Genomic DNA, 14,104 nt, shown 5'->3' with positions numbered 1-14,104 from the left:
GCCGGAGCGCCCCTCCCCCCAACCCCCCCCCCCCCCCCCCCGCCCCCCCGACCCGGCACGGGGGGGGGCCCCGCCCCCCCCCCCGCCCCCACGGCCCAGGGATGAAGTGCCTCAATCCCCCGTCCGTCACCGTCGAGTCAGGTCGTGCGCTCCGGCTGAAGGGTCCAGCGCTGGTTGTCCTGGAGCCCGGGGCAGTCCCAGATTCCCAGGCGGGTGCCCTGATCGGCCGCCCACCCGGGCACTTCGAGGCACTTGCCGCCGGGGCTATCGCCGTTGACGGTACCGGGGATGAACAGGCGGCCGTCAGGTCGCATGCTCCACTTCTGCCCGGCGGCGCCAGTGCAGAGGGAGAAGACGGCCCGCGTCCCGTTGTCCAGGGCGTTGTCACGGCTGGAGAGGCAGAAGCTGCCGCTGCGCACGGTACCGTCGCTCGCGAAGTTGAACCTCTGATTGGGGGTCTGCCAGCAGGAGAAGACACCAAGTTCGGCGCCCTCACGCGCGCCGCCGAGGGCGTCGGCGCAGAGCCAGTCGACCTGGGCGGAATGTATGGAGACGCTGGCGTCCGCGTAGCCGGCGAAGGCCCAGGAGCCGAAGCCGTCTACCCGCCCGGTGGTGCCGGTGCTGCTGGAGTCGGGGAAGATGGCGAGGGCGTTGGTGATGTGATGGTCCAGAGGTCGGCGTAGCCGTCGTTGTTGAGGTCGCCGGCGCCGATGAGCGGGTGGGATGTCGGCCTTGAGCGCGGCGCCGGTGCCCAGCAGCTTCTTCTTGCCGAGGCCGGGGATGAGGTAGCGGTTCGTACAGGCGGATCCGACGAGCCTCCGCCCGACTCCCGCCCGTCTCCGTGCCCCCACCCGCAGGCCGAACGACGCGTCAGCATAGCGGGGCGCGCGGTGTGGGGTTCGCGCCCCCGGGTGGGGTTAGGTGAGGGCGTGGGGGAGGGTGGTGCGGACCCATTGTTCGGGCTCGGAGAGATGCGGAGCGTGACCGGCCTGGGGGTAGACGTGGCGGTCGGGTTTGGGGAGGGAGAGGTCGATCAGGTCGAGGATCTCGCCGTACATCAGTTCGCTGTCGTCGCTCTGGGTGAGGAGGACACGTTCGGTGAAGCGGTTGAGGGCCGTGAGGTCGAGGTCGAGGGCGTCCGGGTCGCGCAGTTCGTCGAGGTAGGTGGGCGCGTTGCGGATGAAGGTGTGGCGGACCGGCGCGGGGAGTTGTTCCCACGCCCCCGGGCCGAGGGCGATGGTGTCGACGTAGCGCTCGGCGCCGGCCGCTGATTCGGCCTGTTCGAGGAGTTCGCGGACGGCCGAGATCCGTTCGGCGAAGGCGACGCCGAGGGGTCGCAGCTCCGGGTCGGCGAGCAGGGTTCCGGTCGCGGGCGGTTCGTGGACGGCCAGGCCGCGCAGCAGGTCGGGCCGGGCGGCGGCGAGGCGGAGGGCGATCAGGCCGCCGTAGGAGTCGCCGCAGACATAGGCCGGCGCGAGGCCCAGGCCGACGATCAGACCGGCCAGGTCGGCGGCGTCCTCGTACACGGAACCCTGGGTGAGCAGGTCGTCGCTGCGGCTGTGCCCGCGCCGGTCGTAGGCGACGGCGGTGGTCTCCTCGGCGAGCCCCGGCAGCACACGCGCCCAGCTGTCGGCGTCCGTCCAGGACCCGTGCACCAGCACCAGCCCCGGCCCCGCGCCCCGGGTCTCGTAGTACAACGACACCCCGTTCACCCTGATCTCGGCCATCGCGAGCCTCCCGACCTCGGTCGTGCACCGACAACGCCCCACCCACCAGCCTGACACACCCCTGCCACACCGGTCGGATGAGCGGATGGAAGCATCGGGGCAGTTACGGAGGGCAGCGACCCGGCGGACTGGCGTCGGTGTCGAGCAGCACGCGGACCCACACCCGCTTGCCGGTTCCACGGCGGACGATGACACCGACGTCGAGGGCGAGTTGGCGGACGAGTTCGATGCCGCGCCCGCCTTCGTTGAAGCGGCGCGGCCGGCGCTCCTGGAGCGGGAGGTCGTGCCGCGGGTCCCAGACTTCGAGCCGGCAGTCGCCGTCGAACTCCTGGAGGTAGAGCCGCACTTCGCCGTACCCCTGGCAAGCGTGGACGACGGCGTTGGTGACCAGCTCGGAGGCGATGAGGACGAGGTCGTCGACCCGTTCCCCGGCCCACCCCCAGGCGGTGAGCTGGTCGCGGATGCGGCGGCGGGCGACCCGCACCGAGGTGCCGTGCTCGGTGAGGGAGGTCTCCCAGGTGCGGAGGACGGGTCTGCGCAAGGCGGACATGGCAGGGCCCCTTCTGGAGCGTGTCCATTCGGTCACGTTGAGTGTGAATCCTTGTGAATCGAAAACACAAGAGAACGCCTTAGAAAATCGGTGGATCTTGAAACCGGCTTGAGTCCCGGCGCTACGTGCGGCAAGACTGGGCATCAACATCCGAAGGGAGGGCCCCACTTGACCACCGACCTCTCCACGATCCGGCAGATCAGACTCGGCGACGAACTGCGAGCCCTGCGGCTGGAGCAGAACAAGAAGCTCCTGGAGGTCACAAGCGGTCTGGATGGCTGGAGCGCCGCCCGTCTCAGCAAGATGGAGCGAGCCGACCAGCCCGTCGGCCCCAAGGACCTCGCGACGCTCCTCGACTACTACGGAGTCGTCGGCGCGGACCGGGAGTACTACGAGAACCTCCTCGGCAGCGGCCCGCCGAAGCAGTGGTGGCGGAACCTGGACTACGCGGAGGCGATCACGCCGGCCTTCGCGGAGTACCTGGCGCTCGAAGCCGAGGCCGCGTACATGTTGAACTACTTCCCGGCCGGGTTCCCGGGCCTGATCCAGACCGAGGGGTACGCCAAGGAGATGATCGCCGCCGGGCTCGACTCCCCGAACGAGGAGCGTGTCGAGGCCGGGGCCGAGGTCCGGATCCTTCGCCAGCGTCGGCTCGCCGAGGCTCCGACCCTCGCGTTGGAGGCCTACTTCGGTGAAGTCGCGCTGCTGATCGCGGGCGATCGGGCGGTCATGGTGGAACAGCTCCGCCACGCCGTCGAGGTCGCTCAACTGCCCAACGTCACGCTCCGCATGGTGCCGCTGAGCGCAGGACGACCAGGCGTTCTCTCCTCGGGCCTCACCCTCCTCCGATTCCCGGGCGACCCCGAAAACGGCTTCGTATTCATCGAAGCCGTCGGCGGTATGCTCCCGCGTAGGACGGGACGCGACGTACGCCGGGCCGAACGCGCCATCGGCCGTGTCAAGCAGAACTCGTTGTCCCCCGAGGACACCATCACCGCCCTTGAACGCAAGTTGGAAGAGCTGACGTGAGCCAGACGCACGACCCCTACGACCACAACCCTGCTGACGCCGACTGGTCCAAGTCCCCTTTCTCCGGTGACGGCAACGGCGACTGCGTGATCATCGCCCGCTTCCCCAACGGCGACGTCTGGCTCGGCGACGACAAGGACCCCGGCCGGCCCCACCTCGCGTTCGACCACGCCGAGTGGGCCGCGTTCGTCAAGGCGATCGAGAGCCGCTCCCCCAACTTCACCGCCTGATCCGCCTGATCCACCTGATCCGCCAGAGCGTCGGAGCCTCGGAGTGGGAAGCCGGACCCGCCGACTTCCCACTCCCCCGCCGGCTCGCCCTACTCGCCGCCGAGCGCCTTGCCGTAGACCGCCGAGCCGCGACGGACCGTCATGCCCACGCGCTGGTACAGCGACAGCGCGCCGGTCTCCGAGTGCGTCCACAGCGTGCACGTCCGGCGGCCCCGGCGGTAGAAGGCCCGGAACGACGTCTGCAACAGCAAACGGGCGATCCCCTGGTTCCGGTGGTCCTTCCGGACGGCGACCCGCTCGACGTAACCCTCGCCGGTGTCCGGGACGTTCAGCGACAGCACCGCACCGACCATCTCGTCACCGGCGAACGCCACCGCCGAGAGCTCCGACTCGAACGTGTCGAGCTCGACGGTGTGCCGGGCCCACTCCTCGTAGGACTTCCGCCGCTTCTGCCACTCGTCGAACGCGTCCTCGGTGAGCCGGTACGCGGCCCGTTCGTCGCCGGGCCGGAAGGGGCGCACGGTGATCCCGGGCGGCGGCCCGGGCAGCACGGGTTCGGCGGACATCTCGATCTCCAGCAGCCACTGGGTGACGAACGGCTCGTACCCCCGCGACCGCAGCAGCTCCACCGCCGCCCGGTCGCCGTCCGCGAGCGTCTGGCTGAGCCGTTCACCGCCCATCTGCCGTGCCCGCGCCTCGGCCCAGTCGAGCAGGGCGCTGCCCAGCCCCCTCCCCCGGTGGTCGGGGTGGACGTCGACCGCGCTGCGTCGGCCGCCGTGCACCCAGGCCCGGCCGACGAGGCGCTCGGCCGTGTCGTACACCAGCAGCGTGTCGACGGCCGGGTCGAGGCCGGGCAGGGTGAGGTCCGCGGCTATGCGGTCGGGTTCGGTGTCGGGGCGGCCCAGGAGTTCGCGCTCGCGGGCGGCGACCAACTGGTAGATCGCGTCGGCGTCGGCGACGGTCGCCGCGCGCAGCTCGTAGGAATCCGGGAACGACGAGGAGAAGGACAGATCAGCCATGACGTGACTCTGCGCCAACCGAACTCGCCCTGTCGACCGACTTACCCTCCTCGGAGCGCGGAAAGTCGGCCCCGCCGACTTCCCACTCCGGCACTCCGGCCGGCCGTATCCTGCTCACCGGCCGGTCGTTGCGCCGGACGTGAAGACGACCCGAGCCCTCGCCCTCCTCGCGACCGCCCTTTTCACCACCGCTCTTGCGGGCACCGCCAACGCCGTCGCCCCCGTCGCCCCGGCCACCGAGGCGAGTCTGCGGCTCACGGTGGCGCACGGCGCGACGCCCGGCGCCGGCATGCCGCACGTCGTCACCCTCGACTGCCCGCCGGACGGCGCCACCACCCACCCCGACCCGATCACCGCCTGCCGGCTGCTCGACTCCGTCAACGGCGACCTCGAACAACTGAACGTCAACCCCGGCGTCTGCAACGACCTCTACGACCCGTACACCGTGACCGCCACCGGCGTGTACCGGGGGCGGCAGCTCTCCTTCCAGCACACCTACGGCAACCACTGCGTCCTGCAACGCACCGCCGGCGCGTTCTTCGACTTCTGACCCGACCCCGCCGACGGCCGGGGACGGCGATCTGGGATGCTCTCCCCGGCCATGGATCGCACAGAGAGCGGGGGGACGGGGCATGGAGAACGGGGAGATCGGGGCGCTCCTGCGGGAGCGGAACGCGCGGGCGTGGCGGCGGGCCGAGGGCTCGTGGGGCCGGGGCGCGCACCTGCTGGGGCTGCTGGCGCTCGGCGCGTGGCTGTGGGCGGTCGGGCTGGCCTTCGTACCGGCCTCGCACGAGTTCCCGAACGGCACCTCGGTGGACTGCGGCTCGCCGATGTTCTACGAGTACTACAGCGGCCGGGACTACACCCACTGCGCCGCCGTCACGGACGGTCGGATGCGCGACGCGGTCGGCGTCGGGCTGGTGACCCTGCCGCTCTCGGTGCTCTGGCTCTGGCGGACGGTCAGCATCCGCCTGGAGCGGCTGGAGCGCCGGGGCTGAGGAGCACCCCGCCCGGGCCCCGGCGGACGTGACGTCCACCGGGGGCGGGAGGGTGGCGGATCGTCAGCCGCGCGGCACGGCGTAGGTCCACCAGCCGCTCCAGGCGCCACCGGCGCTGCGGTCGCGGTAGACGTCCGCGTTGATCGCGGCGGAGCGCGAGGCGATGCTGAACGCGTCGCCCTTCTTGTTGACGATCTTCACCTTGCTGACGAAGTCGTTGGTGCCGCCGAGGGACATCCACGGCACCTGCGAGCCCTTCGGCGGGGTCCAGGTCGTCCAGACGTTGTGGTCGGTGCCGATCACGAAGATCTGCTTGGTGCCGTCGCTCAGGGTGACGTAGGTCTTGCCGTCGCCGTAGTCGCCGCCGCAGTAGAAGGTGCCGCCACTGGCGCTGCAGGTCTTCGCCGCGGGTTGCAGCTGGCCCATGTCGCCGGCCAGGGCCGGGGAAGCCCCCAGGCCGACGACGGTGAGGGCGGCGAGGGCCACCGCGGCGGACTTGATCGTGCTCATCGGATACTCCCGGAGATGCCGGAGTTGTCAGGGGAAGCGTGGGCCCGTTCGGCCCGCCGGACAGCCTCGGGCAGCCGTTGACGGAGCGTCAACGCCGTTCGGGCGCGGTGCCCTCGGCACCGGTCGCGCATGCCTCTAGGGGCATGGATCCGCGGAAATCTGAACCCTCCGGGGCTCCCGGCCCGATGGAAAGGGAAACCCTGACGCGGGAACCCGGGGACCTCAGTACCCGTCGTCGCCGCCGTCGCCCCCGCCGCTGCCCAGCCGGCGGCGCTGGGACTTCTGGTAGCTCCGTACGACGCGCCCGGCACCGACGGTGGCGGCGGCCACGGCGCGGGTCCACCGGGGGCCGCCGCGGTCGGCCCACACCACGCAGACGCAGCCCCCGACGACGAGTGCCAGGACGGCGATCAGCAGCGCACCGATCATCTCGTCGGCCTCCGTTCACAGGTTCACAGTTCTCGGTTCCGGTGGAGCCAGTGCCCGGGAGCGCCCCCGCCCGCACAACTTGGCAGGCCGCCCCGGTGCTTCGTACGGTACCCGGTACCGGGAACGGCGGTACGCGGACGTGGAGGCGGTACACGATGGGACACCAGCTCGGCTACGACGACATCAAGGCGGCCGCGGAGCGGATCGCGGGCCGCGTCCGCCCCGTGGTGCTCGCGCCGGGCGGGGACGGCGGGCCGTGGCTGGCCCTGGAGTACCTCCAGCACACCGGTTCGTTCAAGGCACGCGGGGCGCAGAACTTCCTCCGGGCCCACCGGGAGGCCGGCACCCTGCCGGACGCCGGGGTCACCATCGCCTCGGGCGGCAACGCCGGGCTGGCCTGCGCGTGGGCGGCGCGGCAGCAGGGCGTGCGGGCCACCGTGTTCCTGCCCGCCAACGCACCCGGCGTGAAGGTCGCCCGGCTGCGCTCGTACGGGGCGGATGTCCGGCTGGTCGGCGCGGAGTACGCCGAGGCGCTGGCCGCCTGCCAGGAGTACGCCGCGGCCGCCGGTGCGCTGGCGAGTCACGCCTACGACCACCCGCTGATCGCGGCGGGTGCGGGCACCCTGCTGGAGGAGGTCCACGAGCGGCTGCCCGGGCTGGACACGGTGCTGGTCGCGGTGGGCGGCGGCGGGCTGTTCGCGGGGGTGGCCGCGGCCGCCCGCGCGCACGGCGTGCGCGTGGTGGCGGTCGAGCCGGAGGGCTCGCGCGCGCTGCACGCCGCCCTCGCGGCGGGCGGACCGGTGGACGTCACCGTCGACTCGGTGGCCGCCGACTCCCTCGGTGCCCGCCGCGCCACCGCCCTGGCCGTGGACGCGGCACGGCACGAGGGCGTGCGCTCCGTGCTCGTCCCGGACGCCGCGATCGTCCGGGCCCGGCAGGAGCTCTGGGAGGACCGCCGGATCGCCGTCGAGCACGGCGCCGCCACCGCCCTCGCCGCCCTGCTCACCGAGCGGAACGACGAGAGCGGCGAGAACGGCGAGAACGGCGAGAACGGCGAGAGCGGCGCGAGCGGCGAGAACGACGGGACCGCCGGCCACGGGTACCGCCCGGCCGAGGGCGAGCGGGTCTGCGTCGTCCTGTGCGGCGCCAACACCGACCCGGCCACCCTCACCACCGCCCCGGCCGCCGCATGACCGGCGACCGCACCGGCACCACCGCGCTGCTCCGCTCCCTCGGCGCCCAGCGGCGCCACGTCCTCGGCATCCTCGACGGTCTGGACGACGAGGCCCTGCGGCGCCCCGTCCTGCCGTCCGGCTGGCACTGCCTCGGGCTGGTCCAGCACCTCGCGCTGGACGTCGAACGGTTCTGGTTCCGCGCGGTGGTCGCCGGCGACGAGGCGGTGATCCACCGCCTCGCGGACGAGGAGGACGCCTGGCGGGTGGGCGCCGACGTGCCCGCCGCCGACGTCCTCGACCGGTACCGCCACGAGACCGCGCTCGCCGACGCCGTGATCGCCGCCACCCCGGCCGACAGCGCCCTCGCCTGGTGGCCGCACGACCTGTTCGGCGAGCCGCACCTGCACAGCCTGCACGACGTGCTGCTGCACGTGATCACCGAGACCGCCTGCCACGCCGGCCACCTCGACGCCGCCCGCGAACTCCTCGACGGCCGCCGCTGGTTGGTGCTCCCCTGATCGGTCAGCCCCGTCAGCCCCGTCAGCCCGCGCCGCCCGCCAGTCGGTCGCCGAGCGCGGTCCGCCGGTAGAGCACCTGGCGGCCGTCACGGACCCGGGCGACCAGGGCCGCGGCGTGCAGCACCCGCAGGTGCTGGGAGACGGCGCTGGGCGTCACCCGCAGCCGGCGGGCGAGTTCGACGGTGGCCAGCGGCTCGTCCAGCATGGTGAGCAGCCGGGCCTTGGCCGCCCCGACCAACGGCGCCAGCACGGCGAACGCGTGCGCGGACGCGGGCCCGTCGACGGCGGGCGGCGGCCCGGGCCAGAGGGTCGCCACGCCGCGGCAGGGGTACGCGAGCGCGGGCGCGCCGTCCGCGCTGAGCGGTGGCGCCGGCTTGTGGGCGAACACGGACGGGACGAGCAGCAGACCGCGTCCGCGGGCGGCGACGTGGTGGTGGCTGAGCATGTCGGTGATGTGCAGGACGCCACGGTGCCAGCGCAGGAACGGGTGCATGTCGGCGAAGAGCAGGCGGGCCCCGCCGACCGCGAGCCGGCGGGCGCGGTACGTCATGTCGGCCTCCAGCAGCAGCCGCATCCTCGGCCACTCCGGCCGCACGGCGGTCTCCCAGTACCGCTGCAGGAGTTCGCAGATCCGGTCGCGCAGCCCGCACACCTCGGCATCGCCGCCGAGGGCGGTGCGCAGCAGCTCCGGCGGCGGGTCCGGCAGGTGGGTGTGCACCAGGTCGCGGCGGACCACCTCGGGGGTGGTGCGGCGGACGGCGGCCAGCTCCTCCTCGAAGGCGGGCGCGAAGACCGGCGGACGCGGGGTGAGGAAGTCCGGCACGGTCCGCCGCTCGGCGACCAGCGAGACCAGCAACCCGCCGTCGAACGAGTCGAGTTCGCCGATCGCCCGGAGCGCGGCGCGCCGCCACGGCAGGTGCAGGGCCGACAGGCCGGGCTCGCGCAGCACGCGCAGACTGAGCACGGTCTCCTGCAGCGGCGAGAGGGCGAAGCGGGTGTCCGCGAGATCCTCGACGCCCAACTCGAAGGTGACGACCATGAAGTGCCACGCTACATCGGTTGTCGCCGGCCCCGCGCCGCGCCAACCTCCTCGCATGACCCGCCGACTCCTCCTGCTGCTCTCCCTCGCCTGCGCCGTCGGGGTGGGCGCCATCTACTTCGCCCAGGCGATCACCCCGCTGATCGCCGCCGGCCTGGGCACCTCCAAGGGCGCCGCCGCCTCGGTGGTGACGGCCACTCAGATCGGCTACACCGTCGGGATATTCCTGCTGGTGCCGCTCGGTGACCGACTCCCCAACCGTCAGCTGCTGGTCACCCTGCTCGCGCTCACCGGCCTCGAACTGTTCGCGGCCGGCGCGGCACCGACGCTCCCGGTGCTGGTCGCGGTGAGCTTCACGATCGGCGTCACCACGGTCGCCGCCCAGGTGATATCGCCGATGGCGGCCGGGCTGGTGGCCGCCGACCGGCGCGGAGCGGTGCTGGGCACGCTGCTGAGCGGCTCGACCGGCGGCATGCTGCTGGCCCGCACCTTCAGCGGCACGCTCGGCGAGTGGCTGGGCTGGCGCGCGCCGTACCTGGTGACGGGGGCGCTGACGCTGCTGCTCGCGGCCGTGCTGACCCGCGCGCTGCCGGCCGTCACCGCCGCCGCGCCGCCCGGCCGTGACCCCTACCGGGCGCTGCTGGCCGCGCCGCTGCGGCTGCTGCGCACCGAACCGGAACTGCGCCGCTCCGGTCTCTACCAGGCCACCGTCTTCGCCGGCTTCTCCGCCGTCTGGACGTGCCTGCCGCTGCTGCTCACCGGCCCGGCGTACGGGCTGGGCGCCTCCGCGGTGGGACTGGTCGCGCTGGTCGGCGCGGCGACGATGCTCTGCACCCCGTTCGCCGGACGCGCGGTGGACCGCCGGGGCGCCGACCCGGTGAACCTGGCCTCCTTGCTCGGCACCCTCGCCGCGACCGCCGTCCTGGTCGCCGGGGGCGGGGGCGGCGCGGTGGGCCTGGTCGTCCTGGTGGCCGGGACGCTGCTGCTGGACGTCGCGATGCAGTCCGGCATGGTCGCCAACAAGACCCGCGTCTACGACCTGGGCGACGAGTCCCGCAGCCGGCTCAACACGGCCTACATGACCTTCGGTTACCTCGGCGGCAGCGTCGGCTCCTGGCTCGGTCTGCGCGCCCACGCGCTGGCCGGCTGGCCGGGCGTCTGCGCGCTGGCGGCCCTCCTCGCCGGCCTCGCCCTCGCCCGGCACCTCACCCGCCACCTCCGGCGCCGCCTCCGCCCGGAACGCGGCGGGGGAAGCCGCCACGAGGCGGCCGGGGCACCCGATCCGGAGCGCGCGCTTCTCCTGTCCGACGCGACACCGGACCGCTAAGGTCGCGTTCATGCCAACCGATGCTCCGGACAACCACCCTCGCCGCGGCCGCGCGTAGCCGCCCGGTAGCGTGGTCGTCCCGTCCGCCCGCCCCCGACCGGAGGTCGCCCGTGGCCCGGCTCTACGTACGCAGCGGCATCAACCCCGACGACCCGGAGGCGCCCGTGGTGGCGCTGCTCGTCGACCCGGACGGCCCGCCCGGGGAGCAGGCCGTCGCCAAACTGGGCTGGTACGGCTACGAGGGGGACGGCGCGTTCTTCCTGCTCCCCACCGACGGCTGGGCGGAGCACTCGCTCGACGGCGACCGGCTGACCGTCGCCGTGGCGGCGTACCCGTTCACGCTCCGGCAGATCGGCGCCGACCCGGACGCCTTCCCGGAGCGCTCGCCCGCCACGCCCGAGGCGGCGTTGGTGCTGCACGCGGACGCGGTGGTCGACCCGGGGCTGTACGCCCGGGCCGCCACCGCGACCGCCGTGTTCAGCGCCGGCCCGGGGCTCGCGCTGGAGGACGTGCTGGCGGGTGACGACGCGTGGCCGGTCGTCCTCGCCCCGCCGCCCACCGAGGTGTGACGGGGCGCCTCGCACGGGTGCGGTGGCCGGTCACGAAGTGCCGGGACCGGCCACCGCCGCCGGCTACGGGGCCGGTCACGCCCCGCTGTGCCGGAGCATGTCCTCCCGCTCCACGACCTTGACCCGCTCGCGCCCCTCGGCCGCGCCCAGGGCGCGCTCGGCGGCGTCCAGCTCGTGCCAGCCCTGCCAGGTGGTGTACCGCACGCCGCGCTCCCGCAGGTACCCGACGACCGCCTCCGGATCGGGCTCGGCGGCGCCGGGCAGACGGCCCTCGGTGTGGTCGGCGAGCAGGCAGGCGACGGTCTCGTTGGCGTCGCCCTTGGTGTGGCCGATCAGGCCGACCGGACCGCGCTTGATCCAGCCGGTCACGTACACGGCGTCCTGGTGCGAGCCGTCGGCGGCGAGCACCCGGCCGGCCGCGTTCGGGACGGTGCCGGAGACCGGGTCGAACGGCAGCTTGGGCAGCTCGTCGGAGTAGTAGCCGATCGCCCGGTAGACGGACTGCACGTCCCAGTCGGTGAACCTTCCGGTGCCGCGCACATTGCCGGTGCCGTCGAGCTCCGTGCGCTCGGTGCGCAGCCCGACCACCTGGCCGTCCTCGCCCAGCACCTCCACCGGGGACTCGAAGAAGTGCAGGTAGAGCCGGTGCGGGCGGTCGCCGACGTCGCGGATGGCCCAGTTCTCGATGGTCGAGGCGACCATGTCGACGTGCTTGGCGCCGCGCCGCTCGGCGATCGAGCCGTCGTCGTAGTCGATGTCCTCGGGGTTGACGATGACCTCGATGTTCGGCGAGTGGTCGAGCTCGCGCAGCTCCATCGGGCTGAACTTGGCCTGGGCCGGGCCGCGGCGGCCGAAGACGTGCACCTCCAGGGCCCGGTTGCGCTTCAGGCCCTCGTGGACGTTCGGCGGGATCTCGGTGGGCAGCAGCTCGTCGGCGGTCTTGGCGAGGATGCGGGCGACGTCCAGGGCGACGTTGCCGGCGCCGAGCACGGCGACCTTCTCGGCCTCCAGCGGCCAGGTGCGCGGCACGTCCGGGTGGCCGTCGTACCAGGAGACGAAGTCGGCGGCGCCGTAGGAGCCCTCGAGCCCGACACCGGGGATGTCGAGCGCGCGGTCGGCCATCGCGCCGGTGGAGAAGACCACGGCGTCGTAGAAGCGGTGCAGGTCGTCCAGCGTGACGTCGGAGGGGTAGTCGACGTTGCCGAACAGACGTATCTGCGGCTTGTCCAGCACCTGGTTCAGCGCGGTGATGATCCCCTTGATCCGCGGGTGGTCGGGCGCCACGCCGTACCGGATCAGTCCGAACGGCGCGGGCATCCGCTCGAAGAGGTCGATGGAGACCCCGGGCTGCTGGGCGGCGTCGGACTTCAGCAGGGCATCGGCGGCGTAGATGCCGGCGGGGCCGGCGCCGACGATCGCGACGCGGATCGGGCGGGTCATGGCGGGGCGATCCTCCGAACGTAAACGAACGAAAAAGAGCGGAACAGTGCCGGAGCGTGCCGGAACGGAACGGGACGGTGCCCGGTCCGGTCGGGGTGGACGGGCGAGGGTGACCCACTCCCACCCAACCCGGTCGGACCTTGCCACTGTAGGCGGTGTCGATCTATGACCCCATAGAGCGGACCTATGGCCGATCCGGGAACAATGGGCGCGCATGCCCGGCGAGCGGCCGACGAGCGCCCGGCGAGCGTCCTGCGGCCTTCGGACGTGCGCCCGACGGCCGACCGGCACCCCGCGCGCACAAGGTCCAAAAACCGACGCGGCACGGCCCTCCGAGTGCTCTAGCGTTGCCCCCGCACCACGACGTGAGGTCTAGACCATAGAGTGGGGAATCATGAATTCGCGTGTGTGGAAGGTCCGTTGGACGGGAGCGCTGGCAGCGGCGCTCCTGCTGACCGGGGCCGGTGCCGGGGCAGCCGCCGCCGACCCGGCACCGGGAGCCTCCGGCAGCACCGCCGGAAGCAGCGTCACCGGCACCGCCGTCGGCTGGCGGGCGCTCGGCCTGGCCGTCAGCCCGGAGGGGACGAAGGCGTACGTCGTGGCGGCCGACCGGTCCGGCAGCCGGACCCCGGTCGTGCTGCGCACGGTGGACCTGCGCAGCGGCGCGGTCGTCGCCGAACTGCCGCTGGCCGAGGACGGAGCCGCCGGGAAGCCCGTGGTGAGCCAGGACGGCCGACGGCTCTACGTGGTCGTCACGGACCGGCTGGTGACGGTCGACACGGCCACCGGAACCGTGCTCTCCCGCACCCCGGCCCCCGACCAGGCGCGGCCGGACGGCTGGGCCGCGGGCGCGCTCACCGGGCTGGCGGTGAGCCCGGACGGCTCGAAGGTCTACACCGGCCAGAACGGCCCGGCCGGCGACGGACAGGGCGTGCGGCCCGGCCGGGTCCTGGTGTTCGACACCGGCCGGAGCGCGTTCGCCGGCGCGCTGCCGCTGCGCGGCTACGGCGTGAACGGGCTCGCGCTGCAGGCGGGCGGCGCCGCGGCGTACGTCGCCACCGACCTCGGCGTCGAGCACCTCGACACCACCACCCCGGTGCCGACCGCCCTGCGCGCGGTCGAACGGCTCGGCGCCGCCACCGAGCTGGCCGCCTCGCCGGACGGCCTGCGGCTGTACGCGCTGGGCGCGCAGGCCTCGGCCGGTACCGGGTACGCCGTGAACACCGTCACCGATGTCGCGCGGCCGGTCTTCACCTTCGCGAACGCGCCGGTCGACCTCCACTACGTGGCGGTGAGCCCGGACGGCGGGCGGCTCTACCTGCTCAAGGACAGCTGGACGCCGCAGGCCGCCGTGCTCGCCTACGACACCGCGACGGACGCCAACCTGCCGGGCGAGACGCTCACCGGATTCGGCCTGGACGGCGTCTCGGCGGCGGCGGTCGCCCCGGGCGGGCACGCGCTGCTGCTCGCCGGGATCCGCGGCGACGGCTCGTACCTGAGGACCGTCGCGCTCTGAGTCCGCCGCGACGTGCTCCCCCTCGGCT

The 14,104-nt window shown here is 73.4% G+C and carries 17 protein-coding genes; 9 read left to right on the top strand and 8 right to left on the bottom strand.

Features of this window, described 5'->3' with window-relative positions:
• Positions 1–137 precede the first annotated feature (137 nt).
• From ACFVVU_RS31450 to ACFVVU_RS31440, 3 genes are all read right to left on the bottom strand, one after another.
• Positions 138–851, bottom strand: coding sequence for a ricin-type beta-trefoil lectin domain protein (locus ACFVVU_RS31450; protein ID WP_387793582.1), 714 nt, complete (start codon positions 849–851; stop codon positions 138–140).
• Between the two features lie 66 nt (positions 852–917).
• Positions 918–1,727 (bottom strand): alpha/beta fold hydrolase, encoded by an 810-nt coding sequence (locus ACFVVU_RS31445; RefSeq protein ID WP_380682458.1) that lies wholly within the window; start codon positions 1,725–1,727, stop codon positions 918–920.
• 103 nt (positions 1,728–1,830) lie between these two features.
• A complete protein-coding gene (locus ACFVVU_RS31440) occupies positions 1,831–2,268 on the bottom strand; it encodes an ATP-binding protein (RefSeq protein ID WP_387793581.1) in 438 nt (145 codons plus the stop codon).
• Positions 2,269–2,445: 177 nt separating this feature from the next.
• Between ACFVVU_RS31440 and ACFVVU_RS31435 the strand changes: the two genes are divergently transcribed.
• Together ACFVVU_RS31435 and ACFVVU_RS31430 are read left to right on the top strand one after the other, a co-directional pair.
• Positions 2,446–3,306, top strand: a complete 861-nt coding sequence (locus ACFVVU_RS31435) for a helix-turn-helix domain-containing protein (protein ID WP_387793580.1) — start codon at positions 2,446–2,448, stop codon at positions 3,304–3,306.
• Positions 3,303–3,536 carry a DUF397 domain-containing protein gene (locus ACFVVU_RS31430; RefSeq protein WP_380682455.1) on the top strand — a complete coding sequence of 78 codons (234 nt, stop codon included), beginning with the start codon at positions 3,303–3,305 and terminating at the stop codon, positions 3,534–3,536. Before ACFVVU_RS31435 ends, ACFVVU_RS31430 begins: the two co-directional genes overlap by 4 nt.
• Positions 3,537–3,625: 89 nt before the next feature.
• On the opposite strand, the gene ACFVVU_RS31425 is transcribed toward ACFVVU_RS31430, so the two are convergent.
• The gene (locus ACFVVU_RS31425) at positions 3,626–4,555 is read right to left on the bottom strand and encodes a GNAT family N-acetyltransferase (protein WP_387793579.1); all 930 of its coding nucleotides are present in this window, start codon (positions 4,553–4,555) and stop codon (positions 3,626–3,628) included.
• A gap of 139 nt (positions 4,556–4,694) precedes the next feature.
• Between ACFVVU_RS31425 and ACFVVU_RS31420 the strand changes: the two genes are divergently transcribed.
• The gene (locus ACFVVU_RS31420; RefSeq protein WP_387793578.1) at positions 4,695–5,105 is read left to right on the top strand and encodes an SSI family serine proteinase inhibitor; all 411 of its coding nucleotides are present in this window, start codon (positions 4,695–4,697) and stop codon (positions 5,103–5,105) included.
• An 82-nt stretch (positions 5,106–5,187) separates the two neighbouring features.
• Entirely contained in the window at positions 5,188–5,553 is a 366-nt protein-coding gene (locus ACFVVU_RS31415; protein WP_380682452.1) for a hypothetical protein, read from the top strand.
• A gap of 63 nt (positions 5,554–5,616) precedes the next feature.
• Here the strand turns inward: ACFVVU_RS31415 and ACFVVU_RS31410 are convergent, their stop codons facing one another.
• Both ACFVVU_RS31410 and ACFVVU_RS31405 read right to left on the bottom strand, forming a co-directional pair.
• The gene (locus ACFVVU_RS31410; protein WP_380682451.1) at positions 5,617–6,063 is read right to left on the bottom strand and encodes a hypothetical protein; all 447 of its coding nucleotides are present in this window, start codon (positions 6,061–6,063) and stop codon (positions 5,617–5,619) included.
• Between the two features lie 222 nt (positions 6,064–6,285).
• Entirely contained in the window at positions 6,286–6,492 is a 207-nt protein-coding gene (locus ACFVVU_RS31405; RefSeq protein ID WP_387793577.1) for a hypothetical protein, read from the bottom strand.
• A gap of 155 nt (positions 6,493–6,647) precedes the next feature.
• On the opposite strand from ACFVVU_RS31405, the gene ACFVVU_RS31400 reads away from it, so the two are divergent.
• Both ACFVVU_RS31400 and ACFVVU_RS31395 read left to right on the top strand, forming a co-directional pair.
• Complete coding sequence (locus tag ACFVVU_RS31400; RefSeq protein ID WP_387793576.1) at positions 6,648–7,685, top strand: serine/threonine dehydratase; 1,038 nt, start codon at positions 6,648–6,650, stop codon at positions 7,683–7,685.
• The gene (locus tag ACFVVU_RS31395; protein WP_387793575.1) at positions 7,682–8,185 is read left to right on the top strand and encodes a DinB family protein; all 504 of its coding nucleotides are present in this window, start codon (positions 7,682–7,684) and stop codon (positions 8,183–8,185) included. The genes ACFVVU_RS31400 and ACFVVU_RS31395 overlap by 4 nt, the downstream gene beginning before the upstream one ends.
• Positions 8,186–8,207: 22 nt before the next feature.
• On the opposite strand, the gene ACFVVU_RS31390 is transcribed toward ACFVVU_RS31395, so the two are convergent.
• Positions 8,208–9,224, bottom strand: coding sequence for a helix-turn-helix domain-containing protein (locus tag ACFVVU_RS31390; protein WP_387793574.1), 1,017 nt, complete (start codon positions 9,222–9,224; stop codon positions 8,208–8,210).
• A 55-nt stretch (positions 9,225–9,279) separates the two neighbouring features.
• Between ACFVVU_RS31390 and ACFVVU_RS31385 the strand changes: the two genes are divergently transcribed.
• A complete protein-coding gene (locus ACFVVU_RS31385; RefSeq protein ID WP_387793573.1) occupies positions 9,280–10,551 on the top strand; it encodes an MFS transporter in 1,272 nt (423 codons plus the stop codon).
• A gap of 110 nt (positions 10,552–10,661) precedes the next feature.
• Positions 10,662–11,120 carry a hypothetical protein gene (locus ACFVVU_RS31380; RefSeq protein WP_380682445.1) on the top strand — a complete coding sequence of 153 codons (459 nt, stop codon included), beginning with the start codon at positions 10,662–10,664 and terminating at the stop codon, positions 11,118–11,120.
• A 75-nt stretch (positions 11,121–11,195) separates the two neighbouring features.
• On the opposite strand, the gene ACFVVU_RS31375 is transcribed toward ACFVVU_RS31380, so the two are convergent.
• Entirely contained in the window at positions 11,196–12,560 is a 1,365-nt protein-coding gene (locus ACFVVU_RS31375; protein WP_387793572.1) for an FAD-dependent oxidoreductase, read from the bottom strand.
• 394 nt (positions 12,561–12,954) lie between these two features.
• On the opposite strand from ACFVVU_RS31375, the gene ACFVVU_RS31370 reads away from it, so the two are divergent.
• Positions 12,955–14,076 carry a hypothetical protein gene (locus tag ACFVVU_RS31370; RefSeq protein ID WP_380682443.1) on the top strand — a complete coding sequence of 374 codons (1,122 nt, stop codon included), beginning with the start codon at positions 12,955–12,957 and terminating at the stop codon, positions 14,074–14,076.
• Positions 14,077–14,104: the final 28 nt, after the last annotated feature.

Origin of the sequence: Kitasatospora sp. NPDC057965 (assembly GCF_042887135.1) — a bacterium.
GTDB lineage: Bacteria > Actinomycetota > Actinomycetes > Streptomycetales > Streptomycetaceae > Kitasatospora.
This window is presented reverse-complemented; position numbering and strand designations above follow the sequence as displayed.

What these genes read in the sequence shown, in the direction of transcription:
- ACFVVU_RS31445 (WP_380682458.1), bottom strand. Translation starts at nt 1,727, where the DNA reads ATGGCCGAGATCAGGGTGAACGGGGTGTCGTTGTACTACGAGACCCGG.
- ACFVVU_RS31370 (WP_380682443.1), top strand. Translation starts at nt 12,955, where the DNA reads ATGAATTCGCGTGTGTGGAAGGTCCGTTGGACGGGAGCGCTGGCAGCG.
- ACFVVU_RS31395 (WP_387793575.1), top strand. Translation starts at nt 7,682, where the DNA reads ATGACCGGCGACCGCACCGGCACCACCGCGCTGCTCCGCTCCCTCGGC.
- ACFVVU_RS31385 (WP_387793573.1), top strand. Translation starts at nt 9,280, where the DNA reads ATGACCCGCCGACTCCTCCTGCTGCTCTCCCTCGCCTGCGCCGTCGGG.
- ACFVVU_RS31415 (WP_380682452.1), top strand. Translation starts at nt 5,188, where the DNA reads ATGGAGAACGGGGAGATCGGGGCGCTCCTGCGGGAGCGGAACGCGCGG.
- ACFVVU_RS31400 (WP_387793576.1), top strand. Translation starts at nt 6,648, where the DNA reads ATGGGACACCAGCTCGGCTACGACGACATCAAGGCGGCCGCGGAGCGG.
- ACFVVU_RS31390 (WP_387793574.1), bottom strand. Translation starts at nt 9,224, where the DNA reads ATGGTCGTCACCTTCGAGTTGGGCGTCGAGGATCTCGCGGACACCCGC.
- ACFVVU_RS31410 (WP_380682451.1), bottom strand. Translation starts at nt 6,063, where the DNA reads ATGAGCACGATCAAGTCCGCCGCGGTGGCCCTCGCCGCCCTCACCGTC.
- ACFVVU_RS31425 (WP_387793579.1), bottom strand. Translation starts at nt 4,555, where the DNA reads ATGGCTGATCTGTCCTTCTCCTCGTCGTTCCCGGATTCCTACGAGCTG.
- ACFVVU_RS31405 (WP_387793577.1), bottom strand. Translation starts at nt 6,492, where the DNA reads ATGATCGGTGCGCTGCTGATCGCCGTCCTGGCACTCGTCGTCGGGGGC.
- ACFVVU_RS31375 (WP_387793572.1), bottom strand. Translation starts at nt 12,560, where the DNA reads ATGACCCGCCCGATCCGCGTCGCGATCGTCGGCGCCGGCCCCGCCGGC.